Source organism: Thermomonas brevis, assembly GCF_014395425.1.
Taxonomy (GTDB): Bacteria; Pseudomonadota; Gammaproteobacteria; order Xanthomonadales; family Xanthomonadaceae; genus Thermomonas; species Thermomonas brevis.
In genome coordinates this window covers 2654622-2678757 of the sequence record NZ_CP060711.1, presented here as the reverse complement: position 1 = coordinate 2678757, position 24136 = coordinate 2654622, and the positions used below count along the sequence as shown (strand labels likewise).

Sequence of the window (24136 nt, the reverse complement as noted above, 5' to 3'; positions counted from 1 at the left end):
TCTATGCGCCGGCGGGGCGGCTTTCAAGCGGAATCTTCGCAAGGGCCGCGTCGATCCGGCGCAGCGCTTCCTCGCGCCCGCACAGATAGACCGTCCAGCCGATGTCCGGGCTGACCTGGGTGCCGGTGATCGCCACCCGCAACGGCTGGGCGATCTTGCCCATGCCGATGGAAAGCGCCTCGGACACGATCTTGACGACGCCATGGATGGGCTCCGGTGCCCACTCCGGCAATGCAGCCAGCTGCGCGCGCACCTGCGACAGCGGCTCCCGCGCCGCTTCCTTGAGGTGCTTGTCCACCGACGCCGCGTCGTATTCGGTGAGCGGCTGGAACCAGACGGCGGATTTCTCCGCGATCTCCTTCAGCGTCTGCGCGCGCTCGCGCAGGGCGATGACGAGCTCGGCCGGCTTCGGGCCCTTCGACAGATCGTAGCCGGCCTGCTCCAGATGCCAGACCAGGTGCTTCGCGACGGCCTCGGGATCGTCGGACTTCAGATACTGCTGGTTGAGCCAACCCAGCTTGGCCGGATCGAGCCGCGACGCCTTCGCGTTGACGTCGGCCAGGTCGAACAGCGACTGCATTTCCGTAATCGAAAACACTTCCTGATCGCCGTGCGACCAGCCCAGCCGCACCAGATAATTCAGCAGCGCATGCGGCAGATAACCGGCGTCGCGGTACTGCATCACGTCGGCCGCGCCGGTGCGCTTGGACAGCTTGGCGCCGTGCTCGTCGAGGATCATCGGCAGGTGCGCGAAATGCGGCACCGGCGCGCCCAGCGCCTTGTAGATGTTGATCTGGCGCGGCGTGTTGTTGACGTGATCGTCGCCGCGCACCACGTCGGTGATGCCCATGTCGATGTCGTCCACCACCACCGCGAAGTTGTAGGTGGCGTAGCCGTCGCTGCGGAAGATGACGAGATCGTCGAGCTCGGCATTGGCGATCTCGATGCGGCCCTTGACTTTGTCGTCCCAGGCCACGACGCCATCGACCGGATTGCGGAAGCGGATCACCCGGTTGGCATCGTCGCGCCAGCCGGCGTTCGCGTCGCGATAGGCGCCGTTGTAGCGCGGCTTCTCGTTCGCGGCCATCGCCGCCTCGCGCATCGCTTCCAGTTCCTCCTTCGTCTCGTAGGCGTAGTAGGCGTGACCGGAAGCGACCAGTTGCTCCGCGACCTCCTTGTAGCGATCGAGACGATGGGTCTGGTAGATCGGGCCTTCGTCGTAGTCCAGCCCCAGCCAGTCCATCGCCTCCAAAATCGCGTCGATGGCCGCCTGCGTGCTGCGCTCGCGGTCGGTGTCCTCGATGCGCAGGACGAACTGCCCGCCCTTGCGGCGCGCCTCCAGCCAGCAGTACAGCGCGGTGCGCGCGCCGCCGATGTGCAGGTAGCCGGTGGGGGACGGAGCGAAGCGGGTGCGGACGGTCATGGGCACATCGGAAGCGGGAAAACGCGCATTTTACGCCGCCCGCCGGCCAACCCGCCGAATGGGGACGGCGCGGGCGACCGCGCCGTCCGTCCCGCACGAACCGCTTGCCGTTACCAGCCGAAGCCGTAGCCGATGCCGGCGGATTTTTCGTCGCCGCTGAACGCGCCGCCAATCGTGAACGCGGCCTTGTCTCCGATCGCCCGCTGGTAGCCCACGGCCACGGCGGCCCGGCCATTCTGCGCGCCCACGCCCACCGCCATCCGGTTGACGGTGCGGATGCCCGCCGCGCTGGCGGTCATCTGCGCCATCGCCGTCTGCATCGCGCCGGTGCGGTCGATGCGGGTGTCGGTCTGGACGAAGCGGCGATCCATCTGTTGCTGGTACTGGGTGAAGCTGTCGTTCCAAGCGGCGAACTTCTGGTCCGTGTAGGCATTGGCCGAGGACAGGGTGGCGGCATCGCCCGCATCCGCATATGCCTGCGCGGAAGACAGGGTCGCGGCATCGCCGGCATCGGCATGCGCATTGGCCGAAGCCAGGGTGGCGGCGTCGCCGCTTGCAAAGTCGGCGCGGATCGCGGTTTCGCGGCTGTCGGTGTAGTCGTTGGCCGTATCCACCGCGGCGCCCGCCGCGGCCAAAGCCGTATCGGCGGTGGACTGCGCGGCTTCCGCCGTGGACTGCGCAGTGGCGGCACTCGACAGCGCCGTGTCGGCCGTGGCTTGCGCGTGGTCGGCCGATGCCTGCGCCGCATCCGCCGTGGCCTGTGCAGTGGCCGCGTTCGCCAGCGCGGTATCGGCGGTGGACTGGGCGCTGGCCGCATCGGCGACCGCCTGGTCGGCGGTCGTTTGCGCATTGGCTGCATCCACTACCGCTTGGTCGGCTGTGGTCTGCGCGTTGTTTGCGGCGGCGGCCGCCGCGTCCGCCGCGTTCTGCGCCGTGGTCGCGTTCGCCAGTGCGGTATCCGCTGTCGCCTGCGCCGCCGCGGCATTGCCGTTGGCGATGGCCAGGCCGGCATCCAGCTGCCCCCTGTTCACCGCATCGGTAGCCGCCACGCCGTCGGCCACGCCACCGACCACATTGCCGCCCATGTGGATGACGGTGCTGTTGACGATGGTGAAGTTTCCACCGCCGCCGCCCACGGTCAGACCGGTGAAGGTCGGCGCGCTGGCGAAGCCGTAGGCAATGGTGCCGCCGCTGCGGCTGACGGTCAGGTTGCCGTTGGGATCATCGGCCTCGAATGCCACCGTGTCGCCGCTGCCGATGGTGGCGCTGGTGGCACCCGCATCGGCGCTGATCGCGAAGCCGCCGTAGCTGGCGATCCCGCCGACCGCCGTGCTGATCGCGTTGTTCATCTGACCCAGGTTCACCGCATCGGTGTCGGCGATGCCTGCGGCGACGTGGAGCAGGCGGACGTTGTAGTCGCTGCCATAGACGCCGCCCAGAACAGTCGGATCGCCGGCTGCATGGCCGAAGGACACCACGTCACTGTCATTCGCCACCGCCTGGTAACCGATGGCGGTGCTACCCGCTCCGGATGCCCGCGATTCATAGCCGAACGCGCTGCTGCCGAGGCCGGCGGCGATGTTCTTGTAGCCGAACGCGCTGCCGTAGTCCCCGCTCGCCTCGTTGGAATTGCCGAAGGCATTGCTGAGATAACCGCTGGCGACATTCGAACCGCCGAACGCGTAGCTGTAGTCCGCATTGGCTTCATTGCTGTAGCCGATGGCCGCCGAGCGAAATCCAAGCGCGGTGTTGCCGGCCCCGAACGCATTGCTTGTCTGGCCGCTCGCCTCATTGCCGTAGCCGAAGGCGCTGGCATATTCGGCGCCGGCGGCATTGTCGTAACCCACCGCGCTGCTGTCTTCGGCGCCGGCGGCGTTGTGGAAACCCATCGCGCTGCTGCCCAGGCCGAAGGCCGTGTTCCGATAGCCGAACGCGCTGCTTCCAACACCGTCTGCGGAGTTGCTGTAACCGAAAGCACCCGCGAGAGAACCGCTGGCGGTGTTGATGCGGCCGAAGGCGCTGCTTTCGTTGCCACTGGCAGTGTTCGCGGAACCGAAAGCGCCCGCGAGGAAGCCATTGGCGGTGTTCATGGAACCGAAGGCGCTGCTGTCGGTATTGCCGGCGGCATTGTTGTAACCGAACGCGCTTGCATGGTTTCCGCTGGCATCGTTGCTGTCACCGAAGGCGCTGCTTCCATCCGCACCGGCCGTATTGTCGTAGCCAAATGCGCTGGCCCAGCTGCCGGCCACCATGTTGTTGGCGCCGAAGGCACTGCCGAAACCGCCGTTGACCAGATTGCCGTAGCCGAACGCGCTGCTGCCCTGGTAAGTGGCGATGTTGCCGCTGCCGAAGGCGCTGCTGTCCTGTCCGCTGGCGTTGTTCGCCTCGCCATACGCACTGGCCCCGGCCGAGCAGGTGGTGTTGTTCTTGCCGCCCTCGTTGCCCTGGTCCGTATCCGGAGCCGGCGTGACCAGGCTGCCATCGGGGTTGCGGCATCCCTCGTCCGCCCATGCCGGAGCGGCAGCGAGCAGCAGGCAGATCGTCAGCGAAAGCGGACGGACGCGCACGCGGCGACGCGCCGCAGCCGAAGCGGTTGCAATGGTCATGGGAATCCCCTGGATTGGATGGTGGGCAGCGGCGTTCCACCGCGCTCCCGGGGACGTTAGCCAGCCGCCGCGCTCGCGGAAACCCGCAAAATTGCCGGATGCTCCTGCATCAGCCGCCCTGCCCCAGCCACAGCGCCATCAGCGCCGAACGGTTGGCAACCGCGTATTTGCGATAGATGCGCGAGGCATATTCGTGCACGGTGCGCGGGCTGCTTTCCAGCCGCTTGGCGATCTGCTTGTCGGTCAGCCCGCCCAGCAGGCCCGACAGTACCCGCCGCTCCAGGTCGGTCAACGGCGACGCGCCGATCGCCAGCCCGTGGCCCAGCACCTGCTGGCGGTGGAACCAGCGCAGGCCGCGCATGGCATGGGCGACGGTCTCGCGATCCGCCTGCGAAAACGGTGGATGCCCGCAGTGGCGGTACAGACCGACATAGATCTCCACGTCCGCATTGACCGGCACGCCCGACCAGATCGCATCGACGCGGTTCTGGCCGAGGTAGTAACGCCGGTAGTACTCCCCTTCGAACCAGTCGGCCGGCAGCAGATCGACCAGCCGATGGGTGCGCCAGGATCCCGCGAACGACACGGTCCGCACCGTGGACAGATCCACCTCGCCCGCTTCCAGCTGCCGCACCTGCTCGCGCGCCGCCGTTTCCGCCGTGCCGGTCGTCTGCGGCGTCTTCTGGTGATGGACGATGCGTGGCCGCCAGCCGCGCACCGGATCGCCCGCCAGGGTTTCGTCCATGCGCACCGCACCGACCCAGCAGGCATGCTGCGCATCCACCAGTCCACGCAGCCCGTCCAGCAGGACCTCGCGCGCATGCTCGACGCGCGAGGTCTCGATGTCGGCCAGCGCGTCCCAGAGCGCGTGCGTCGCATCGTCGATGCGGGACACGCCAGCCACTTCGCGGCGTTGGTTCTCCGGGTCCATGCGGCATTATCGCAAGCTCCGGGACCGGCATTCCCTCCACGTGGAAACGGCGCGGTCGCCCGCGCCGTTCCCTGTCCGCTGCGCGCCTTCGATTACAGGTCGAAGCCGAAGCCCGCGCCCGCCGAGGATTCGCCGCTGGCGAACGAGGCGCCAAGCGAGAACGACCCGCGGTCCCCCACCCGCTTGCCGTAGCCGATCGACACCGCGCCCTGCCCGCCCTGCGAACCGATGCCGATCGCGATGCGCCCGCGCGGGCTATTGGCGAGCGCCGCGTTCACCGCCATCTGCGTCATCGCCGTGCCCATCGCGCCGATCCGGTCGATGCGGCGGTCGGTCTGGGCGAAGCGGCGATCGGTCTGCTGCTGGAACTGCGCGAAGCTGTCGTTCCATGCCGCGAACTTCTGGTCGGTGTAAGCATTCGCCGACTGCAACGTCGAAGCGGCCTTGGTGTCGGTGTAGGTCTTCGACGCGGTCAGCGTGGCGGCATCGCCGGCGTCGGCATGGAGGTTGGCCGACACCAGCGTGGCGGCGTCGCCCGCTGCCATGTCGGTGCGAATGGCGGTTTCGCGCGCGTCGGTATAGCCGTTGGCGGCGGCAAGCGCGGCGGCGTCACCTGCATCCATCTGCCCCTTGTTGACCGCATCCATCGCATCCGTGCCGTCGGCCACGTTCTTGACCTGCGTGCCACTCGCGCCGTCCAGGGTGGCGGTGGCGTGGCTGGCATCGTCGTATTGCACGCCATTGGCATTCGTCGTCATCCAGCTGTCGATGGCCGCCAGCGCGCTGCCCACGTCGCCATAGCTCGCCCCCTGGATGGTATAGCTCGGCGCGGTGAAGATGCCGCCCGTCCATGCCGCGCCGGCGCCGAACGCCGCCGCGAACGGCGACAGGTCCACCGCGCTCCCAGCGAGCGCCGCGTTCAACTGCCGCAGATTCACGGCGTCGGTGGCGTCAATGCCGTCGGCGACATGGATCAGGCGCGCCTCGAGGTCGCCCGCGTAGGCCACGCCGGTGGGATCCAGGTCGCCGGCCGCATGCCCGAACGACACCACCCCGGCAGTCTTCGCCACCGCCTGGTAGCCGATCGCCGTGCTGTCGTCCGCGACCGCACTGCTCCAGTAGCCGAACACGCTGCTGTGCCTGCCGCTGGCGATGTTGACGAGGCCGACTGCGGTGCTGGCGTAACCGCTGGCCTCGTTCTCGATGCCGATGGCGCTGGAGAACTCGCCGCTGGACACATTCCAGCTGCCGAACGCATTGCTCTTTTCGCCATCGGCAGTGTTGTTGAAGCCGAACGCGCTGCTGCGGGTCACCGCATGGTTGTTGATGCCCACCGACGTGCTGAAATCCCCCTGCGCGACAGTACCCGCGCCCAGCGCCACCGCACTGACGCCGGAGGCACTGGATCCTTCATCCGCATCGAAGCTGGCGTCGCCGTCGCGGTCGTACCAGCCGGACGCCACCACGCTACCCGTACCGGACGCGATGCCGCGCGCGCCGAACGCGCTGCTGCCGTCGCCACTGGCGATGTTGTTGATGCCGAACGCGTTGCTCCTGACCCCGCTGGCGTCGTTGTGGTAACCGAAGGCGCTGCTCCAGGCGCTGCTGGCGGTGTTCCAGAAGCCGACGGCACTGCTGGCGGTGCCGGATGCCACGTTGAACACGCCCAACGCCGTGCTGGCGGCGCCGGATGCAGTGACGGCAGCCCCCACTGCCACGGCGTAGGTGCCGCTGGCGGTCGCGGTTTCGCCGGCATCGACCACGCCGTCGTTGTCGTCGTCGTACCAGCCCGACACCGCCATGCTGCCCGTGCCGGACGCGACGCCCCGGAAGCCGAACGCACTGCCGGAATCGCCGCTGGCGGTGTTGCCGTAGCCGAACGCACTGGCGGCGTCGCTGCTCGCGATGTTGTTCAGCCCATAGGCGCTGCTCCAACCGCCGCTGGCGGTGTTGTGCACGCCCACCGCGCTGGCGTAATGGCTGCTGGCGACCACCGCCGCGCCCAGCGCCACCGACGACAATCCACTGGCGGAGGAGGTTTCGCCGGGATCGACGAAGCCGTCACCATTGCTGTCGCTCCAGCCCGACACCACCACACTGCCCGTGCCGAGAGCTTCGCCGACGAACCCGAAGGCGCTGCTGGCGTAACCGCTGGCGGTGTTCCAGTAGCCGAACGCGCCGCTGTTGTCGCCTCGAGCGGTGTTGCCGTAGCCGAACGCGCCGCTGTAGGAGCCGCTGGCGTAGTTTTCGCTGCCGAACGCATTGCTGGCCTGGCCGTAGGCGCGGTTGTGATAGCCAAACGCGCTGCTGTACCAGTTGCTGGCGTTGTTCGCTTGGCCGAAGGCACTGGCGGTGACATGGCAGGTGGTGTTGTTGGCCGGGCTGCCGGGTACCGTGGTGGCGTTCTCCGCTCCTTGATCGGTGGGGGCGCCGACCACCGGATCGCCGTTGGCATCCAGGCAAGGATCGTCGGCCCACGCCGGCATCGACATCGCCCCCAGCAGGGCAAGGGCGAGAACGGAAACGGCCGGCGCGCGCCGGCGGCGGTTGTGCTTGTGCATGGTGGCTCCCCGGAAAATGGAGACGGCGGAATGCGCGTCCATTCCTCCATGCGCGAAACGCCGGCCGATCCCGACACGCCCCGCCGCGATCCCGCCCGACCGGCTATGCTTCGCGCAATCCGCGCTCCGGTTCCCCCGCATGGACGCCTCTCCCGTCACCCAGTGGCTGCAACGCGCCAACGCTGGCGAGGCCGACGCGCTCGGCCGCGCCTATGCCGCTGCCTACGCCGACCTGAAGCAGGCCGCGCACGCGCAGCTGCGGCGCGGCGGCGGCGAGCTGGACACCACCTCGCTGGTCAACGAAACCTGGCTCAAGCTGGCCCGCAGCGACGGCTTCCGGCCGGAAGACCGCAAGGCGCTGCTGGCGCTTTCGGCCCACGCGATGCGGCAGGTGCTGGTGGACCACGCGCGCCGGCTGCATGCGGAAAAGCGCGGCGGCGGCGCACAGCAGGTGACGCTGCACACCGGCATCGCCACGCCGGACAGCGCGATGGACGTGCTGCAGTTGCATGAGCTGCTGGACACGCTGGCGCAGGCCGATCCGCGCGCGGCGGAAGGCGTGGAGCTGCGCTGCTTCGGCGGCTACACCGAACCGGAGATCGCCGATATCCAGGGCGTCACCGAACGCACCGTGCAGCGCGACTGGCGGCGCGCGCGCGCCTTCCTGATGGCGCAGTTGGCATGAGCGGCGGCGAACGGCTGGCGCGCGTCCTGCGGCTGTTCGACGAAGCGCTGGAACAACCCGCCGCGACCCGCGCCGCCTGGCTGGCGCAGGCCTGCGGCGACGATGCGGCGCTGCGGCGCGACGTGGAAGCGATGCTGGCCGCCGACGCCGCCGGCGCCGACGATCCGCTGACGCCGAAGCTGGCCGGATTGCGCACGGACACGGACGCGCCGGCCGAAGACGAACTGCCGCCCGACGCCCGCATCGGTCCTTGGCGGGTGCGCGGCGTGCTGGGCCGCGGCGGCATGGGCGCGGTCTATCGCGTCGCCCGCGCCGACGGCGACTACGAACACGATGCCGCGCTCAAGCGCATCCGCATCGGCCTGGACAGCGCGCAGGCGCGCGAACGCTTCCTGCGCGAACGACGCATCCTGGCGCGGCTGCGCCATCCCGGCATCGCCGGGCTGATCGACGGCGGCGTGGACGATGCCGGCGCGCCGTACTTCGTGATGACGCTGGTGGACGGCGAACGCATCGACCGCTGGTGCGACGCGCGCGCGCTGGACGTGCGCGCGCGCATCCGCCTGCTGCTGCAGGTGCTGGACGCGGTGGCGTTCGCGCACCGGCAGCTGGTGGTGCACCGCGACCTCAAGCCATCCAACATCGTTGTGGACGCTGCCGGCCACGCCTTCCTGCTGGACTTCGGCATCGCCAAGCTGATGGAGGAGGACGCCGCCGGACAGACCCGCACCGGCGAGCGCGCCTTCACCCCCGAATACGCCTCGCCGGAACAGCTGCACGGCGAACCCGTTTCCACCGCCACCGACCTCTACCAGCTCGGCGTGCTGCTGTACGCCCTGCTGGCGCAGGCGCATCCCTACGGCCTGACCGGCGACACCCCGCTGCGCACGCGGCTGGCGCGCATGGACGGCGACCCGCAGCCACTGTGGGACGCCGCGCTGCACGCGTCCGCCGAAGACGCGGCCAGGCGCGGCGGCACGCCGCAATCGCTGGCGAAGCAGCTGCGCGGCGACCTGTCCGCCATCGCCCGGCGCTGCCTGGCGCCCGATCCGACCCAGCGCTACGGCGGCGTCGACGCGCTGCGCGCCGACCTGCTGGCGTGGCTGGACGGACGGCCGGTGGCGGCACGCGCGCCGACCTGGCGCTACCGCGCCGGCCGCTTCGTCCGCCGCAACACGCTGGCGGTGAGTGCCGCCGCGGCGGTGGTCGTCGCGCTGTGCGCGGGCCTCGGCATCGCGCTGTGGCAGGCGCACGAAGCGCGCCTGCAGGCGCAGCGCGCCGACGTGGTGAACGCCTATCTGGTCGACGTGTTCCGCAGCATCGATCCGGAAGAAGGGCTAGGCCCGGACGCCACGGTGCGGCAGCTGATCGATGCGGGCGTGGCGCGGCTGGATCGCGGCGAGCTGCACGGACAACCGGATGCGGAAGGAAAACTGCGGCTGACGCTGGCCGGCAGCTACATCGCGCTGGGCGAATATCCCAAGGCCGGCGAGGAAGTGGCGCAGGCGCTGCGGCTGTTGCCGCCGTCGCAAGCGGACGACGTCATGCAGGCGCGCGTGCGCCAGTGCGAAATCCTGCAACTCGGCGAAAGGCTGGATGAAACCGGCACCTGCTTGGACGCCGCGGAAAAATGGCGGCGCGCGCATGCCGCCTCGTTGTCCGAACCGGAAGCGAACGCGGCGAACCTGCAAATAAAACGCGCCCAGCTGCTTGGTCACCGCGAGCGATACGAGGCGGCGGAAAAACTCGCGCTCGAAGCCTGGCAACGCCTGCGGACGCTGCAGGGCGACGATGGCCTGCTCACCCTCGACGCGCGGCTGCAATACGCCGAGCTCCTCAGCAGCGGCCCCGGCAGGCATGCCGAGGCGGCCGCCCAGATGCGGGCCGTCGTCGACGGCATCCGCCGCATCAGGCCGCTCAATGACTTCAAGCTGGCCAGCGCCCTGCACAACCTTGCCGTCTACCAAGCCCTGGCAGGCCAGAACGAACAGTCGGCCGCCACCGAACGACAGGCGCTGGCGATCCGCCGCCGCATCCTGCCGCCGGAGCACCCCTACACCGCACTCAGCATCGGCCAACTGGCCCAGCAACTGGAGGCGCTGGGCCGGAACCGGGAGGCGTTGCCATTGCACGAGGAAGCGACCGCGATCTATCGCAGGCAGCCAGGACGCGGAGACGACCTGGGCCGCGAACTCAACAACTGGGGCGTGGCCTGCTACCAGCTCGGCGACATGGCCTGCGCCACCGACAAGATCAACGAAGCCGTGAGCGTCTGGGCCAAGGCCCTGCCGGCCGACAACAGCAACCTGCTGGCCGCGCGCGGCAACCTGGCCGCGCTGTACAGCCGCAACGGCAACCTGGCCGAAGGCGAGGCGCAATTGCGCAAGGTGGCATCGGTGCTGGAGGCCAAGCTGCGTGCCGCTCCCGGCGCGCAAACGGGTTCTTCGCTGGCGGTTGCGCGCAACGAACTGTCCGCCAACCTGCTGCATCAGGGCCGCACTGCCGAAGCGCTGTCGCTGGCCCGGCAGAACTGGCGGGATCTGCAGGCCGGCGGCGACGCCGCCGAAGAAGCGCCGAGCGTGCTGTGGACGCTGGCCTTGGCCGAACTCGCCAATGGCCTGCCCGCGCCCGCATCCCAGCACGCGCGCATGGCGCTGGAGCGCGCGCACGCATCCTCGCCCGACAGCCGTCGCGAGGCGTTTGCCCTGATGACGCTGGCCCGGACGCAGCTCGCATCGCACGATGCCGGCGCCGCTGCCGAGCAAGCGCGCAAGGCCATCGCGATGTTCGCCGCCACGATCGGCGACGATCATCGCGACACCGGGCTGGCGCACGGCGTCCTTGCCCGCGCGCTGTTCGCCTCGGGCCAGCGCGCCGACGCGCGCAAGGAACTCGACGCCGCCATCGCCATCCTGTCCGCCAAGGCGGCGTGGCTGCCGGAGCTGGCGGAACTGCGCGCGCTGCGCTGACGCCCGCCGCCCTACAATCGGCGCATGACCACGCTTTTCGTTTCCGACCTGCACCTCGACCCGGAACGTCCGGAGATCACCGCGCTGTTCGGCCGTTTCCTCGACGGCGAGGCGCGCAGTGCCGATGCGCTCTACATCCTCGGCGACCTGTTCGAGGCCTGGGTGGGCGACGACGACCCGTCCGACGCCGGCGCGTTCGTCGCCGACCGCCTGCGCGCGCTGGCCGATGCCGGCGTGCCGACCTATTTCATCCGCGGCAACCGCGACTTCCTGCTCGGCGAAGCCTATGCCGCGCGCAGCGGCATGATCCTACTCGACGATCCCACTGTCGTGGACCTCTACGGCGAGCCCACCCTGCTCCTGCACGGCGATCTGCTGTGCACCGACGACACCGCCTACCAGCAGTTCCGCGCGCAGACCCGCGACCCGCAGTGGCAGGCGCAGTTCCTGGCACAGCCGCTGGCGGCGCGGCTGGCCTTCGCCGCGCAGGCGCGCGCCGCCAGCAAGGCGCGCTACGGCGAGCTGGTATCGAAGGGCATGGCGGAAACCATCGGCGACGTGGCGCCCGCCACCGTGCAGGACTGGTTCGGGCACTTCGGCGTGAAGCGCATGATCCACGGCCACACGCATCGTCCCGCCATCCACGACGAAGGTGGCGGCAAGACCCGCATCGTGCTGGGCGACTGGTACGAGCAGGGGTCGCTGCTGCGGGTGGATGCCGGCGGCGCGGATCTCGTCGCGCTACCGGTGGGTTAACCGGCGTCCAATCCTTCATTCGCACAGCCGCTGTAGCGCGTGCCGGCGATCTCGAAGATGGCGTTGTACGCGTAGCGCCGGTCGGACATGCCGTCGCTGCATTCCCCGCGCATCAGCCGCAGGACGAACGGCTTGCCGCGATCTTCGCCGCGGAACTCGATCGCATCGTTTTTCCGCTCCCCGCGCGCCGCCAACGTCTGGCCCTCGGGATCCTCGGGCGTGGCGAACAGCAGCGACGCGCCATCGACACGGACGCTCCAGAACGGTTCGGTGCCGAGGACGTGCCATTGGCCCGTTGCCGCTTCCGCGTCCTGCGCCGCGGGAGCGGCAACGGCGGCTGGCGGCGTTGCCGGCCCAGTGCGGTCTCGCGTGCCCGCTGCGTCATCCGGAGACCGCTGCGTCGCCGTGCAGGCGGCGAGCAGCATCGGCACGATCGCTACCGCGAGGCAGCGGCGCGCCGTCATCGACATCAAGCCGCAGGTCGTGTTCATCGCCGATCCGCGCATCCCTTGTAGACCGTTTCGCCGTAGGTGAGGATGGCCTCGAACTCGCGATCGCGGCGCCCGTCTTCGTCGCCGGCGATGTTGCAGGGCGCCTTTCCATCCAGGGTCAGGGTGTACTCCGTCGCCCCATTCTTGCCGCTGTAGATTTCGAAGCTGCCGTCCTTGCTGTGGCTGGCGGTGACCGTGACGTATCCCGGTTCGGTGCGGCCGTGTTCGGGCACGTCGATCTTCAGCGTCTCGCCCTCGCCCTCCACCCGCCACGCCGGCGAAAATCCGTTGGCGTGGAAGTGCAGCGTCGCCGGCGTGGCGAGCGGCGGCGCATCGGCCGGTAGCGGCGGATCGCCGCGCATGGCGGCCGCGGTGGACTCGGGATGCTGCACCGGCGTCGCGTCCGCGTCGGTACTCGCGGGCCGGGTGCAGGCGGTGCCGACGGCGGCGAACACGGCAATCAGGATCCAATGGGCAGTGCGCATGGCGGCTCCATCGTGGCGGATGTCAGCCACGAGTCTGCCCGCGCGACGGTGACGGGCGGGTCAATGCGACGCCGCGTCCGCCTCGGCCAGCAGGCTTTCCAGTTCCTCGGCGTCGAACCCCGCTTCCAGCCGCGCCTGCGTATTGAACGGCTTGTGCAGCACGCCGCTGGCGTATTCGCGCAGCAGTTCGCGGAAGCGCGCGCGCGGCTCCACGCCGGCGCGCTCGCAGTGCCAGCGGTACCAGCGCGAGCCGGCGGCGACGTGCGCCACTTCCTCGCGCAGGATCACGTTGAGGATGCCGGCGGTGGCGTCGTCGCCCAGCGAACGCAGCTTCACGATCATGCCGGGCGTGACGTCCAGCCCGCGCGCCTCCAGCACGCGCGGCACCAGCGCCATGCGGGCGAGGCCGTCGTGCGCGGTCTTCTCCGCCATCTCCCACAGGCCGTTGTGGGCGTCGAAGTCGCCGTAGTCGCGGCCGAATTCGCGCAGCCGCGCGCGCAGCATGTCGAAGTGCCGCGCCTCGTCGTTCGCCACCGAAACCCAGTCCACATAGAACTCGGGCGGCATGCCGCGGAAGCGGTAGACCGCGTCCCAGGCCAGGTCCATCGCGTTGAACTCGATGTGGGCCACCGCGTGGATGAAGGCGGCTCGGCCTTCGTCGCTGCCGAAGCCGCGGCGCGGTAGATCGCGCGGATGCACCAGCGTCGGGCGTGCGGGCCGGCCCGGCATCCGGATCGGCTCTGGCGGCGGCGCGTCGTCGGGAATCGCCAGCTCGCCGCGCGCGAAGGCGGCGGCCATCGCCAGCGTCAGCGCGGGCTTGTCGTCCGGCGTGGCGGCATCGAGGCAGGCGCGAGCGGCGTCAAACAGGCTCTTCATATCGACAACGAAACAGTCACGAGGGCGCGCGTCGGGGGATGCGTTTCAACCAAGCGAGTATCGGGGGTGAGAAGCGCCGTTTGCAGACCACTGGTCTGCGGCGCTTCGAACGCCCGACGGCTGTGCCGGAGGGCCGGGCAGGACTTGAAACGCTTCCCCCGACATGCGCCCAGCGCAGAACCCACGGCTACGACTCTCTCCGCTTCTTCTTCGCCTCGTCCGACCGCAGCTGCCGCAGCCGCTCGAAGTAATCGGCGTCGATGCCGGTCACGTATTCGCCGTTGAAGCAGGAGCTGTCGAACTTGCGGCCCGGGAACTTCGGCCCGGCCACCGCCGCTTCCAGGTCGGACAGGTCCTGGTAGATCAGCCAGTCGCAGCCCAGCAGCTGCTCGATTTCCTTCTCGCTGCGGCCGTGCGCCACCAGCTCCTCGCTGGACGGCATGTCGATGCCGTAGACGTTCGGGTAGCGCACCGGCGGCGCGGCCGAGGCCAAGTAGACCTTCTTCGCGCCGGCGTCGCGCGCCATCTGCACGATCTGCTTGCTGGTGGTGCCGCGCACGATGGAATCGTCCACCAGCAGCACCACGCGGTTGCGGAACTCCAGCGGGATCGGGTTGAGCTTGCGCTTCACCGACTTCGCGCGCTCGCCCTGCCCCGGCATGATGAAGGTGCGGCCGACGTAGCGGTTCTTGATGAAGCCCTCGCGGTATTTCACGCCGAGGACATTCGCGATCTCCAGCGCGGAGTCGCGGCTGGTGTCGGGGATCGGGATCACCACGTCGATGTCGTGGTCGGGCCGCTCGCGCAGGATCTTCTCGCCCAGCGTCACGCCCATGCGCATGCGCGCCTTGTGCACCGAGATGTTCTCGATCATCGAATCCGGGCGCGCGAAGTAGACGTATTCGAAAATGCAGGTGGTGTGCGCCTCGGCCGGCGCGCACTGGCGCGAGAACAGCTCGCCGCGCGCGGTCACCACGATGCCCTCGCCCGGCTCGACGTCGCGCACGCGCTCGAAGCCCAGCACGTCCAGCGCCACCGATTCGGAGGCGACGATGTATTCCTCGCCCGCCGCCGTCGCGCGCTTGCCCAGCACCAGCGGGCGGATGCCGTGCGGGTCGCGGAACGCCACCAGCCCCAGCCCGAGCACCGTGCAGACCACCGCGTAGCCGCCCTTGGCGCGGCGGTTCACGCCCTCCAGCGCGGCGAACACGGCGTCCGGCGTCAGCGCCTTCTGCGTGTCCAGTTCGTGCGCGAACACGTTGAGCAGCACTTCCGAATCGGACTCGGTGTTGACGTTGCGGCGGTCCTGCTCGAACACCTCGCGGCGCAGCGCCTCGGTATTGGTCAGGTTGCCGTTGTGCGCCAGCGCGATGCCGAACGGCGAGTTGACGTAGAACGGCTGCGCCTCGTCGCTGCCCTCGCTGCCCGCGGTGGGATAGCGGCAGTGGGCGATGCCGACGCGGCCGTCCAGCAGCGCCATCGACTTCGCGTCGAACACGTCGCGCACCAAGCCGTTGCCCTTGTGCACGTGCAGCTTGCCGCCGTCCGCGGTGGCGATGCCCGCGGCGTCCTGGCCGCGATGCTGGAGGACGGTCAGGCCGTCATACAACAGCCCGGCCACTTCGCTCTGGCCGACGATTCCGACGATGCCGCACATGGATGTCTTTCCTGTTGGATCTGTTGTGTGTTGCTGCGGCGGCGCCTGCGCGCCGGCTCAGGGATGCGGGCGCACCATGCCGTCGACGCCGGCCTTGGCCTTGACCTGCGCCTTCAGGGCATCGGCCTCGGCGCGGGTCATGACCGGGCCGACGCGCACGCGGGTGCGCCGGCCGCCGTCGGTGTCCACCGAATCGGTGAAGGCGTTGAAGCCGGCGGCGCGCAGCTTGTCGCGAAGCGCGGTGGCGGCGGCGGCATCGGCGAACGCGCCGATCTGCACGGCGAAGCCGGTGCCGGCCGGATTGGCGGGCTTGGTCGCCGGCGGTTCGGGCTTGGCGACGATCGCGGCCGGCTTGGGCGGTTCGGGCTTGGTTGCGGGCTTCTGTTCCGGTTTCGCGACGGGCTTCTGCTCGACGGGCTTGGACGGCGGCGGCGCTTCCGGCTTCGTCGCCGGGGCGGGCGCTTCGGCCGGCGTCGCGGCGTCCAGCACCACGACCTTGGTGTCGACGTCGGTGCGCACCTGCGTCGCGCGCAGCCGCGCCGATTCGGCCATCGCGCGATCGGCGAACGGACCGATGCGCACGCGCTGGGCCTGCTTGCCGGCCAGCGTCACCGCTTCGCGATAGCCGGGCAGCCCGGCGGATTGCAGCGCCGCGATCACCTTGTCGGCGTCGGCGGCATTGGCGTAGTTGCCGAAACTGACCGCGTAGTCGCCGGCCGCCACCGCAGCGAGCGGCGTCGCCGCATCGGGCGCCGGCGCGGGTTCGGCCGCGGCGTCGGCAGGCTCGGCGGCCGGCATGCCGGACACGCCGCCCGCGGGCGCGGCGGCGGGCGCGACCAGCGGCAGATCCTGGGTAACCATGCCGTCGGCGGCGGGCTTGGGTTCGGGCGGAACGCGCAGGGACACGTCGGACACGCCGCTGTCGGGCGCCGGCCCCTTGACCAGCAGCGGCAGGAAGATGACCGCCAGCGCGACCAGCACGGCCGCGCCGACCAGGCGCTGTTTCAACGAAGCATCCATCGGGAATCCGTGGCGGCGGGGCGCGGTGGGGAAGCGAATTATACCGGCGCGCGCCGCCGGGTCAGTCCGCGGCGTTCAGGTAGCGCAACGCCTGCGCGGCGGCATGGAACGAACCGAACGCCAGCACGCGGCCGTCCGGCGCGGCATCGGCCAGCGCCGCCGCCAACCCCGCGTCCAGATCGGCGTGCCGCGTGCCGTTCGCCGCCGGCGTGCCGTGCAGGCGCTTCGCCAGCGCGTCGGCGGCCTGCCCGCGCGGACCCGCGTCGAGCGTGCCGGCCAGATGCCAGCCGTCCACCGCGTCGGCCAGCGCTTCGACCACGCCCGGCGCGTCCTTGTCGGCCAGCGCCGCGTATACCGCCAGCGTGCGCCGCTGCAGCTGCGCACGCAGCCACGCCACCAGCGCGCGCGCGGCCTGCGGGTTGTGGCCGACGTCCACCAGCACCTCGACGCCGTCGCGCTGGAAGCGCTGCAACCGTCCCGCAACCTGGGCATCCCTCACGCCCTGCCGGTACGCCTCGCGGTCGATGCGCAAGCGCAGCGCGCGCAGCGCGGCGATCGCGCAGGCTGCGTTGCGCAGTTGCACCGGTGCGGCCAGCGCAGGCATCGGCAGCTCCATCGAGAAACCGACCTCGCGCCAGCGCCAGCGCTCCGCATCGATCCGTTCGGCGAAGAAATCGTTGGCGATCCGCCACGCCTGCGCGCCGATGGCGTAGGCGTGCCTCAGCACGCTGGCCGGCGGGTCGTCGTCGCCCAGCACCAGCGGCTTGAACGGCCGCGCGATGCCGGCCTTCTCGAAGCCGATGGCCTCGATGTCGCCGCCCAGCCAGTCCTGGTGGTCCAGGTCGACCGTGGTGACGATGGCGGCGTCGGCATCGACGATGTTCACCGCGTCCAGCCGCCCGCCCAGGCCGACCTCCAGCACCGCGAGGTCGAGCGCCTCGCGCTGGAACAGCCATAGCGCGCAAAGCGTGCCGTATTCGAAATAGGTCAGCGGGACATCGCCGCGCGCGGCTTCCACCGCCTCGAAGCCGGCGACCAGCGCCGCGTCGTCGGCGTCGCGCCCGTCGATGCGCACGCGCTCGTTGTAGCGGTGCAGGTGCGGCGAGGTGTATGCGCCGACGCGCAGTCCCTGCGCGCGGGCGATGGCCTCGGCGAAGGCGACCGTCGAACCCTTGCCATTGGTGCCGCCGACGACCAGGGTTTTCCTGGCCGGCTTGGCGAGGCCCATCCGCGCGGCGACCTCGCGCACGCGGTCCAGGCCCATGGCGATGGTCTTCGGATGCTGGCGCTCGATGAAATCGAGCCAGTCGGCAAGAGAGCGTGCGGGCATCCCGCTATTATCCGGCCTCGTCCCCGCCGACCGATAGCCCGCCATGACCCAGCCCACGCCGATCCTCGGTTCCATGCGTTTCGGCAGCTGGGGCGCGAACCTTTCGCCGGCCGGCGTGGCGGCGCTGCTGGAGGCCGCGCTCGACGCCGGCATCGACACCCTCGACCTCGCCGACATCTACGGCGACCACGGCACCAACCCGCTGGTGGGCAACGCGCTGGCGCTGCGTCCGGGGCTGCGCCAGCGGCTGCGGCTGCTGGCGAAGATCGGCATCGTCAAGGCCGACAGCCCCGGCAACGCGCGCGGGCTGCCCTACTACGACCTGTCGGTGCGGCACCTGCGTGCGGCGCTGGATGCGAGCCTGCGCGACCTGCGCACCGACTACGTGGACGTGCTGATGCTGCACCGCTTCGACCCGCTGCTGGAGCCGGCGGCGATCGCCGACTGGGTGCGCGAGGAGCGGAAGGCGGGACGGATCGGCGCGTTCGGCGTGTCCAACTTCGGACCGCATGCGCTGGCGCTGTTCGACGGCGTGCTCGACGTCGCCGCGCACCAGATCGAACTGTCTCTGGCAAACAGCGCGGCGCTCGCGGACGGCACGCTGGATGCCACCCGCGCGCGCGGCGCCGAAGTGCAGGCGTGGTCGCCGCTGGGCGGCGGCGGCCTGCTGCAACCGCCGATCCCGCTGCGCGACGCGCTGCACGCCATCGGCGACGAACTCGGGCTGGACGCCGCCTCGCTGCTGCTGCGCTGGGTGGCGACGATTCCGGACACCAGCGTCGTCATCGGCAGCACCAACGCCGACCGCATCCGCGCCGCCGCCACAGCCTGCGCGGCGCCGCTGCCGAAGGATGCGTGGTATGCGCTGTGGCAGGCGGCGCGCGGATTTCCGGTGCCGTAAAGACGTAGTCCGGGCCTACAACGCCCGATGCTTCGCCTCGCCGAAGAACGGCGTGTGGTGCGCGCAGTCGTTGAGGCGGACCACTTCCAATGCGTCGACGCTGTCGCCCTGCAGCAGGTTGAGCGTGGTCGGCGCCTGCCGGAAGGTCCACAGCCGCGACAGCGGCAGGCCCAGCACCCGGCACAGCAGCACGCGGTTGACCGCGTCGTGGGCGACGACCAGCAGGGTATCGTCGGCGCCGAGACCGTCGCAGGCGCGTTCCAGCGCCGGCCAGGCGCGTTCCAGCACCAGCTGCAGCGATTCGCCGCCCTCGCCTGGCATCAGCACCGACTCCGGCGCGTCGCGCCAGTCGCGCAGGCGCTGCGGGTCGCGCTCGGCGATCTCGCTGGCGAGCAGGCCTTCCCATTCGCCGTGGGCGATTTCCAGCAGGCCGTCGTCGAAGCCAAGCTGCGGCGCGCGCGCTTCGCCCAAGGCGAGCTGGGCGGTGCGGGTCGCGCGCGACAGCGGCGAGGCCACGGCGCGGTCGATGCGCAGGTCCTTCAGCCGCTCGCCGAGCGCGTTGGCCTGGGCGATGCCGACCTCGGACAGGGGGATGTCCACCTGGCCCTGGTAGCGGCCTTCGGCGTTCCACGGCGTCTCGCCGTGGCGGGCAAGCAGGATCTTCATGCGCTGCGCGGCTCCGCGATTGTGCAGCGCACAAGCCTAGCAGGTCGCGCCGGGTTTACATCGCCCGCTGTAGGCTTGCGCCATCACCCACAGGAATCCGGACATGCAGGCCAAGGGCGAATTCGAAGTGACGCGGATGCCGCAGGAGGAGCTGGACATCGGCGGCGGCGCGAGCATCGGCCATTCCCGCTTCGACAAGCGCTTCCGCGGGCCGCTGGACGCTGTGAGCGTGGTGCACATGCTGGCGGTGATGTCGCCGGTGGCGGGCTCCGGCGCGTACGTGGCGATGGAGCGCGTCGAAGGCGCGCTGGACGGCAAGCGCGGCAGCTTCTACGCGCAGCACAGCGGAGTGATGGATCGCGGCAAGCCCTCGCTCGACCTCACCGTGGTGCCGGACAGCGGCACCGATGAACTCACCGGCCTGCACGGGCGCATCGCCATCGACATCGTGGATGGCAAGCATTTCTACACGTTCGACTACGGGTTCCGCGAGGACTGATCCGGCCGCGGCGGCGCAAACGGAAACGCCGGCCTGTGCCGGCGTTTCCGCGTTGCCACCGGAAGACCGGGATCATTCGGCCGGCAGGTTCATTTCCTTCAGCAGCTGCGGCGCCGGGTACACCTTCGCCAGCAGCCAGCGCAGGTAGCGCATGTCCACGTGGATCGCGCGCTTGTAGCGCGGATCGAACATCCAGCTGGCGCTTACCGCTTCCCAGTTGCTGTCGAAGTTCAGGCCGATCAGCTTGCCCTCGGCGTCCAGCACCGGCGAACCGGAATTGCCGCCGGTGGTGTCGAGGTTGGTCATGAAATCGACGGTCTGGGTCTTCAGCTCCGGATCGGCGGTGCTGCCGAAATCGCCCTTGGCGATCGCGTCCAGCAGCGGCTTCGGCGCGTCGAACGGCTCCTCGCCGGTGTTCTTCTCGACGATGCCGGCCACGGTGGTCAGCGGACGGTAGTCCATGCCGTCGCGCGGCGACAGCGGGCTGACCGCACCAAAGCTGACGCGCAGGGTGGAATTGGCGTCCGGGTACACCGCCCGGCCCTGCGAGTTGCGGTAGGCGATCAGCGCCTGCATGTAGGACGGGCGCAGGCGCAGGAGTTCGCCGGCGCGCTGCTTGGCTTCTTCCTCCAGCCGCAGCAGCGCGGGCTGCAGGGTGGCGGCGGCCTTGAGCAGCGCGTCGTCCGATGCGGCCAGTGCGGCGGCGTCGAGCTTCAGCGCGGCGAGGCGGGCGGCTTCATCGCCCAGCTTCGTGCCGGCGTACAGCGCGTCCAGCCGCTGCGCGGCTTCTGCTTCATTCGCGCCGAACACCGCGTCGAACTCGGCCACGCGCTGCGCCTGCGGCAGCGCGAAGTAGCGCTTCAGCGCGTAGCGCAGCGTGGCCTTCTCCACCTCCGGGTCATAGCGGCGCTGCAGCTGCTTGAGGCCGCCCTCGATCAGCGCCTCGTCGCGCTGCTGGTAGCCGGTCTCGCGCTGCGCATCCGGCTTGCCGCGTTCCAGCGCAAGGCGCTGCAGCGTCACCGCCGAACCTAGCAGGCCCGGGCGCAGGAACGGCAGGATGAAGTCGCGCTCGCGGTTGGCGTCGTCGGCATCCAGTTCGCCCTGCATCGCGCGGATGCCGGCCAGCGCGGCCTTGCTGCCCGGCTGCTTGCCCAGCCACGCCAGCATCGCCGCCTCGTCTTCGCGGCGCACGCGCACCGCGTCGCTGCGGCGCAGCCCTTCCAGCTCGCCCTGCGCGCGCTTGAGGGTGTTCTTGTAGCCGGCCACGGAGGAGGCGTAGAGCACCTGCTTCGTCTTGTCGCCGGCGCTGGCGTGCTGGACGGTGTCGATCAGGCCGTCGTACATCGCCACGCGGGTCGGCAGCAGCCAGTCGATCTGGCCGGCGAATTCGGAAGCGGTGCGGTGGCGGAAGGTGCGCCCCGGATAGCCGGCCAGCATCGCGAAATCGCCCGCCTTCACCGGCGCGGTGGACACGGTGAGGTATGCCGGCGGCTGGTAGGGCACGTTGTCCTTGCTGTATGCAGCCGGCTTGCCGTCCTTGCCGACATAGGCGCGGTAGAAGCTGAAGTCGCCGGTGTGGCGCGGCCACATGAAGTTGTCGATCTCGTCGCCGTAGTTGCCGATCGCACGCGGCGGCGCGTAGACAAGGCGGATGTCCTTCAGCTCCAGCTGCTTGATGAGATAGAAGTCGCTGCCGTAGTACATGTCGGCGACGCTGCAGCGGTGGCCGGCGTCGGCCTCGCATTCGGCCACCGCGACCTTCTTCGCGGCATCGACCGCGTCGAAATAGGCGCGACCGGTCTTGCCCTTGGCATCGGCGAGGATGCGGTCGGTGACCTTGTCGAAGCCCACCGTCACCCAGATCCGCGAGGCCGGGCCGGCGGAGACTTCGTCGGCGCGGGTGGCGGCGATGAAGCCGTCCTGGATCAGGTTCTTCTCGGGCGTGGAATTGAGCTGGATCGCGCCCATCGCGCAATGGTGGTTGGTGACCACCAGCCCTTCCGGCGACACGAAGCTGGCGGTGCAGCCCCCCAGCGACACCACCGCCGACAGCGGCGGCTTCGTCACGTCGGCCAGCTGGGCGGGATCGCCCTTGAAGCCGGCGGCCTTCAGCTGGGCGGCCAGCTGCGGCAGCTGCGAGGGCATCCACATGCCTTCGTCGGCATGGGCCGCGCCGCCGGCGAGCGTCAAGGCCAAGGCGGCGGTCAGGGTGCGTTTGCGCATGGTCGGGCTCCGGAACGGTCAAACCGGTATTAGACCACCCCCCGCGCGCGCCGGCCCGTGACCTTGGTCAGGCGGGGCCGCGCCTGCGACGGCGTAAAATGGCGGCCTTCCCCGACGAGTCATGCACATGACCCAAGCAAACACGATGCGCGCGCTGGTGAAGCGCGAGGCGACCAAGGGCATCTGGATGGAGGAAGTGCCGGTGCCGGCGCCCGGCCCCAACGAGGTGCTGATCAAGCTGGAGAAGACCGCGATCTGCGGCACCGACCTGCACATCTACCTGTGGGACGAATGGAGCCAGCGCACGATCAAGCCGGGCCTGACCATCGGCCACGAGTTCGTCGGCCGCATCGCCGCGCTCGGCTCGGCGGTGACCGGCTACGAAATCGGCCAGCGCGTCTCGGCCGAGGGTCACATCGTCTGCGGCCACTGCCGCAACTGCCGCGGCGGCCGCCCACACCTGTGCCCGAACACGGTCGGCATCGGCGTCAACGTCAACGGCGCGTTCGCCGAATACATGACGATGCCGGTCTCCAACCTGTGGCCGATCCCCGACCAGATCCCGTCCGAACTGGCCGCGTTCTTCGACCCCTACGGCAACGCCGCGCACTGCGCGCTGGAGTTCGACGTGATCGGCGAGGACGTGCTGATCACCGGCGCCGGCCCGATCGGCATCATCGCCGCCGGCATCTGCAAGCACATCGGCGCGCGCAACGTGGTGGTCACCGACGTCAACGACTACCGCCTGAAGCTGGCCGCCGACATGGGCGCGACCCGCGTGGTCAACGTCGCCAACACCTCGCTGAAGGACGTGATGGCCGACCTGCACATGGAAGGTTTCGACGTGGGCCTGGAGATGAGCGGCAACCCACGCGCCTTCAACGACATGCTCGACTGCATGTACCACGGCGGCAAGATCGCGATGCTCGGCATCATGCCCAAGGGCGCGGGCTGCGACTGGGACAAGATCATCTTCAAGGGCCTGACCGTGCAGGGCATCTACGGCCGCAAGATGTACGAGACCTGGTACAAGATGACGCAGTTGGTGCTGGGCGGCTTCCCGCTCGGCAAGGCGCTGACCCACCAGCTGCCGATCGACGATTTCCAGAAGGGCTTCGACCTGATGGAACAGGGCAAGGCCGGCAAGATCGTGCTGAGCTGGAACTGACGGCCGGCGGCATCGCGACACGAAAAAGGCGCCTTGCGGCGCCTTTTTCCTTGCAGGCGGATGTCTTCGCTCAGCGCGCGAACTTCACCGTCAGCAAGACGCGGCTGTCGGCCAGGTTGCCGAAGTTGTCGCGGCCCTTGCCGTCGACGCCGTAGTAGCCCAGCGAGACGTTGGCGGGGCCGAAGCTGCGGCTGACGCCCACGCCCCAGTCGGTGTAGTCCTCGGCCACCGCGCTGTCGCGGAACACGCTGCGGCCGACGTTGGCCGACAGGGTGAAGTCGTTCGGCAGGCTCCAGTCGTGGCTCAGGCCGTAGTACCAGCCGTCGGTGCCGCTGCCCCAGACGTCGTTGGTGTAGCTGACGTTGAGCGCCCAGCTGTCGGCGAAGGTGGTGGTGGTGACCAGCTCGTTGTAGGCCATCTCGCTGGCACCCGGATAGGTGTAGCGGTTGAGCAGGAGGTCGATGTTCACCTTGTCGGACACGTCGAAACCGTAGCCGACGAAGTAGTCGACCTCGACGTCGGGACTGTCGGCGCCGAAGTCCACGCCGGACGCGAAGCTGCCGACGTACACGCCCGACGCCGCAGTCCAGGTGAGGCTGCCCTGCACGGTCGCCTTCTCGTCGGTCTGCGAGACGCCGCGGAACAGGTAGTCGGACACCGCGCTGATTTCCCAGCTGACGGACGAAGCCGGTTCGTCGCCATCGCCCGCGTTGGCGGCGAACGGCGCGGACAGCAGCAGGAGGGCGATGGCAAGCGGGCGACGGAAGGGCGACATGGGCGGCTCGGCGATGGGCATTGGACGGAATTACGACATTTTAACATTCGGATTCCAGCATGGAGGGCGCCCGCGCATGCGGTCGCGCGGCCTCCACACCTGATGCAATAACGG

At 69.7% G+C, this 24136-nt stretch carries 19 protein-coding genes; 6 read left to right on the top strand and 13 right to left on the bottom strand.

Features of this window, described 5'->3' with window-relative positions:
* Position 1: 1 nt before the first annotated feature.
* The 4 genes from gltX to H9L17_RS12405 form a co-directional block, all read right to left on the bottom strand.
* Complete coding sequence (gene gltX, locus H9L17_RS12420) at positions 2 to 1423, bottom strand: glutamate--tRNA ligase (protein WP_187569746.1); 1422 nt, start codon at positions 1421 to 1423, stop codon at positions 2 to 4.
* A gap of 110 nt (positions 1424 to 1533) precedes the next feature.
* Positions 1534 to 4029, bottom strand: a complete 2496-nt coding sequence (locus tag H9L17_RS12415) for a hypothetical protein (protein WP_187569745.1) — start codon at positions 4027 to 4029, stop codon at positions 1534 to 1536.
* Positions 4030 to 4138: 109 nt separating this feature from the next.
* Positions 4139 to 4924 (bottom strand): helix-turn-helix transcriptional regulator, encoded by a 786-nt coding sequence (locus H9L17_RS12410; protein WP_223158049.1) that lies wholly within the window; start codon positions 4922 to 4924, stop codon positions 4139 to 4141.
* Positions 4925 to 5052: 128 nt separating this feature from the next.
* On the bottom strand, positions 5053 to 7521 hold the full coding sequence (locus H9L17_RS12405; protein ID WP_187569743.1) for a hypothetical protein: 2469 nt from the start codon (positions 7519 to 7521) through the stop codon (positions 5053 to 5055).
* 139 nt (positions 7522 to 7660) lie between these two features.
* On the opposite strand from H9L17_RS12405, the gene H9L17_RS12400 reads away from it, so the two are divergent.
* The 3 genes from H9L17_RS12400 to lpxH are packed head-to-tail and all read left to right on the top strand — an operon-like array spanning position 7661 to position 11931.
* Positions 7661 to 8206: an ECF-type sigma factor gene (locus H9L17_RS12400; protein ID WP_187569742.1), complete on the top strand. Its 546-nt coding sequence runs from the start codon at positions 7661 to 7663 to the stop codon at positions 8204 to 8206.
* Positions 8203 to 11175, top strand: coding sequence for a serine/threonine-protein kinase (locus tag H9L17_RS12395; protein WP_187569741.1), 2973 nt, complete (start codon positions 8203 to 8205; stop codon positions 11173 to 11175). Before H9L17_RS12400 ends, H9L17_RS12395 begins: the two co-directional genes overlap by 4 nt.
* A gap of 24 nt (positions 11176 to 11199) precedes the next feature.
* Positions 11200 to 11931 carry a UDP-2,3-diacylglucosamine diphosphatase gene (gene lpxH, locus H9L17_RS12390; protein ID WP_187569740.1) on the top strand — a complete coding sequence of 244 codons (732 nt, stop codon included), beginning with the start codon at positions 11200 to 11202 and terminating at the stop codon, positions 11929 to 11931.
* Here the strand turns inward: lpxH and H9L17_RS12385 are convergent.
* The 6 genes from H9L17_RS12385 to folC all read right to left on the bottom strand — a co-directional run bounded on the left by H9L17_RS12385 (position 11928) and on the right by folC (position 17790).
* Positions 11928 to 12422: a COG3650 family protein gene (locus H9L17_RS12385; RefSeq protein ID WP_187569739.1), complete on the bottom strand. Its 495-nt coding sequence runs from the start codon at positions 12420 to 12422 to the stop codon at positions 11928 to 11930. The genes lpxH and H9L17_RS12385 overlap by 4 nt on opposite strands.
* The gene (locus H9L17_RS12380; RefSeq protein WP_187569738.1) at positions 12419 to 12907 is read right to left on the bottom strand and encodes a hypothetical protein; all 489 of its coding nucleotides are present in this window, start codon (positions 12905 to 12907) and stop codon (positions 12419 to 12421) included. Before H9L17_RS12380 ends, H9L17_RS12385 begins: the two co-directional genes overlap by 4 nt.
* 60 nt (positions 12908 to 12967) lie before the next feature.
* Entirely contained in the window at positions 12968 to 13783 is an 816-nt protein-coding gene (locus H9L17_RS12375) for a ferritin-like domain-containing protein (protein ID WP_187569737.1), read from the bottom strand.
* A gap of 187 nt (positions 13784 to 13970) precedes the next feature.
* Positions 13971 to 15440, bottom strand: a complete 1470-nt coding sequence (gene purF / locus H9L17_RS12370; RefSeq protein ID WP_187569736.1) for an amidophosphoribosyltransferase — start codon at positions 15438 to 15440, stop codon at positions 13971 to 13973.
* Positions 15441 to 15497: 57 nt separating this feature from the next.
* Complete coding sequence (locus tag H9L17_RS12365) at positions 15498 to 16460, bottom strand: SPOR domain-containing protein (RefSeq protein WP_187569735.1); 963 nt, start codon at positions 16458 to 16460, stop codon at positions 15498 to 15500.
* A gap of 61 nt (positions 16461 to 16521) precedes the next feature.
* Positions 16522 to 17790 carry a bifunctional tetrahydrofolate synthase/dihydrofolate synthase gene (gene folC, locus H9L17_RS12360; protein WP_187569734.1) on the bottom strand — a complete coding sequence of 423 codons (1269 nt, stop codon included), beginning with the start codon at positions 17788 to 17790 and terminating at the stop codon, positions 16522 to 16524.
* Positions 17791 to 17833: 43 nt separating this feature from the next.
* Here folC and H9L17_RS12355 point away from each other — a divergent pair, with 43 nt between their 5' ends.
* Positions 17834 to 18691, top strand: a complete 858-nt coding sequence (locus tag H9L17_RS12355; RefSeq protein WP_187569733.1) for an aldo/keto reductase — start codon at positions 17834 to 17836, stop codon at positions 18689 to 18691.
* A gap of 15 nt (positions 18692 to 18706) precedes the next feature.
* Here H9L17_RS12355 and H9L17_RS12350 read toward each other — a convergent pair whose 3' ends face one another.
* Positions 18707 to 19357, bottom strand: coding sequence for a histidine phosphatase family protein (locus H9L17_RS12350; protein ID WP_187569732.1), 651 nt, complete (start codon positions 19355 to 19357; stop codon positions 18707 to 18709).
* A 103-nt stretch (positions 19358 to 19460) separates the two neighbouring features.
* On the opposite strand from H9L17_RS12350, the gene H9L17_RS12345 reads away from it, so the two are divergent.
* On the top strand, positions 19461 to 19856 hold the full coding sequence (locus H9L17_RS12345) for a DUF3224 domain-containing protein (RefSeq protein WP_187569731.1): 396 nt from the start codon (positions 19461 to 19463) through the stop codon (positions 19854 to 19856).
* Positions 19857 to 19928: 72 nt separating this feature from the next.
* Here H9L17_RS12345 and H9L17_RS12340 read toward each other — a convergent pair whose 3' ends face one another.
* Positions 19929 to 22079, bottom strand: a complete 2151-nt coding sequence (locus H9L17_RS12340; protein ID WP_187569730.1) for a S46 family peptidase — start codon at positions 22077 to 22079, stop codon at positions 19929 to 19931.
* A gap of 145 nt (positions 22080 to 22224) precedes the next feature.
* Between H9L17_RS12340 and tdh the strand changes: the two genes are divergently transcribed.
* Positions 22225 to 23247, top strand: coding sequence for an L-threonine 3-dehydrogenase (gene tdh, locus H9L17_RS12335; RefSeq protein WP_187571958.1), 1023 nt, complete (start codon positions 22225 to 22227; stop codon positions 23245 to 23247).
* A gap of 70 nt (positions 23248 to 23317) precedes the next feature.
* Here tdh and H9L17_RS12330 read toward each other — a convergent pair whose 3' ends face one another.
* A complete protein-coding gene (locus H9L17_RS12330) occupies positions 23318 to 24022 on the bottom strand; it encodes a TorF family putative porin (RefSeq protein WP_187569729.1) in 705 nt (234 codons plus the stop codon).
* Between the last annotated feature and the right edge of the window lie 114 nt (positions 24023 to 24136).

Excerpts from the sequence above, each read along its gene's own strand:
- H9L17_RS12365 (WP_187569735.1), bottom strand. The coding sequence starts at position 16,460 with ATGGATGCTTCGTTGAAACAGCGCCTGGTCGGCGCGGCCGTGCTGGTC.
- H9L17_RS12355 (WP_187569733.1), top strand. The coding sequence starts at position 17,834 with ATGACCCAGCCCACGCCGATCCTCGGTTCCATGCGTTTCGGCAGCTGG.
- H9L17_RS12350 (WP_187569732.1), bottom strand. The coding sequence starts at position 19,357 with ATGAAGATCCTGCTTGCCCGCCACGGCGAGACGCCGTGGAACGCCGAA.
- H9L17_RS12400 (WP_187569742.1), top strand. The coding sequence starts at position 7,661 with ATGGACGCCTCTCCCGTCACCCAGTGGCTGCAACGCGCCAACGCTGGC.
- H9L17_RS12345 (WP_187569731.1), top strand. The coding sequence starts at position 19,461 with ATGCAGGCCAAGGGCGAATTCGAAGTGACGCGGATGCCGCAGGAGGAG.
- H9L17_RS12405 (WP_187569743.1), bottom strand. The coding sequence starts at position 7,521 with ATGCACAAGCACAACCGCCGCCGGCGCGCGCCGGCCGTTTCCGTTCTC.
- H9L17_RS12375 (WP_187569737.1), bottom strand. The coding sequence starts at position 13,783 with ATGAAGAGCCTGTTTGACGCCGCTCGCGCCTGCCTCGATGCCGCCACG.
- folC (WP_187569734.1), bottom strand. The coding sequence starts at position 17,790 with ATGCCCGCACGCTCTCTTGCCGACTGGCTCGATTTCATCGAGCGCCAG.
- H9L17_RS12330 (WP_187569729.1), bottom strand. The coding sequence starts at position 24,022 with ATGTCGCCCTTCCGTCGCCCGCTTGCCATCGCCCTCCTGCTGCTGTCC.
- gltX (WP_187569746.1), bottom strand. The coding sequence starts at position 1,423 with ATGACCGTCCGCACCCGCTTCGCTCCGTCCCCCACCGGCTACCTGCAC.
- H9L17_RS12385 (WP_187569739.1), bottom strand. The coding sequence starts at position 12,422 with ATGAACACGACCTGCGGCTTGATGTCGATGACGGCGCGCCGCTGCCTC.
- purF (WP_187569736.1), bottom strand. The coding sequence starts at position 15,440 with ATGTGCGGCATCGTCGGAATCGTCGGCCAGAGCGAAGTGGCCGGGCTG.
- H9L17_RS12380 (WP_187569738.1), bottom strand. The coding sequence starts at position 12,907 with ATGCGCACTGCCCATTGGATCCTGATTGCCGTGTTCGCCGCCGTCGGC.
- lpxH (WP_187569740.1), top strand. The coding sequence starts at position 11,200 with ATGACCACGCTTTTCGTTTCCGACCTGCACCTCGACCCGGAACGTCCG.
- H9L17_RS12415 (WP_187569745.1), bottom strand. The coding sequence starts at position 4,029 with ATGACCATTGCAACCGCTTCGGCTGCGGCGCGTCGCCGCGTGCGCGTC.
- H9L17_RS12340 (WP_187569730.1), bottom strand. The coding sequence starts at position 22,079 with ATGCGCAAACGCACCCTGACCGCCGCCTTGGCCTTGACGCTCGCCGGC.
- tdh (WP_187571958.1), top strand. The coding sequence starts at position 22,225 with ATGCGCGCGCTGGTGAAGCGCGAGGCGACCAAGGGCATCTGGATGGAG.
- H9L17_RS12395 (WP_187569741.1), top strand. The coding sequence starts at position 8,203 with ATGAGCGGCGGCGAACGGCTGGCGCGCGTCCTGCGGCTGTTCGACGAA.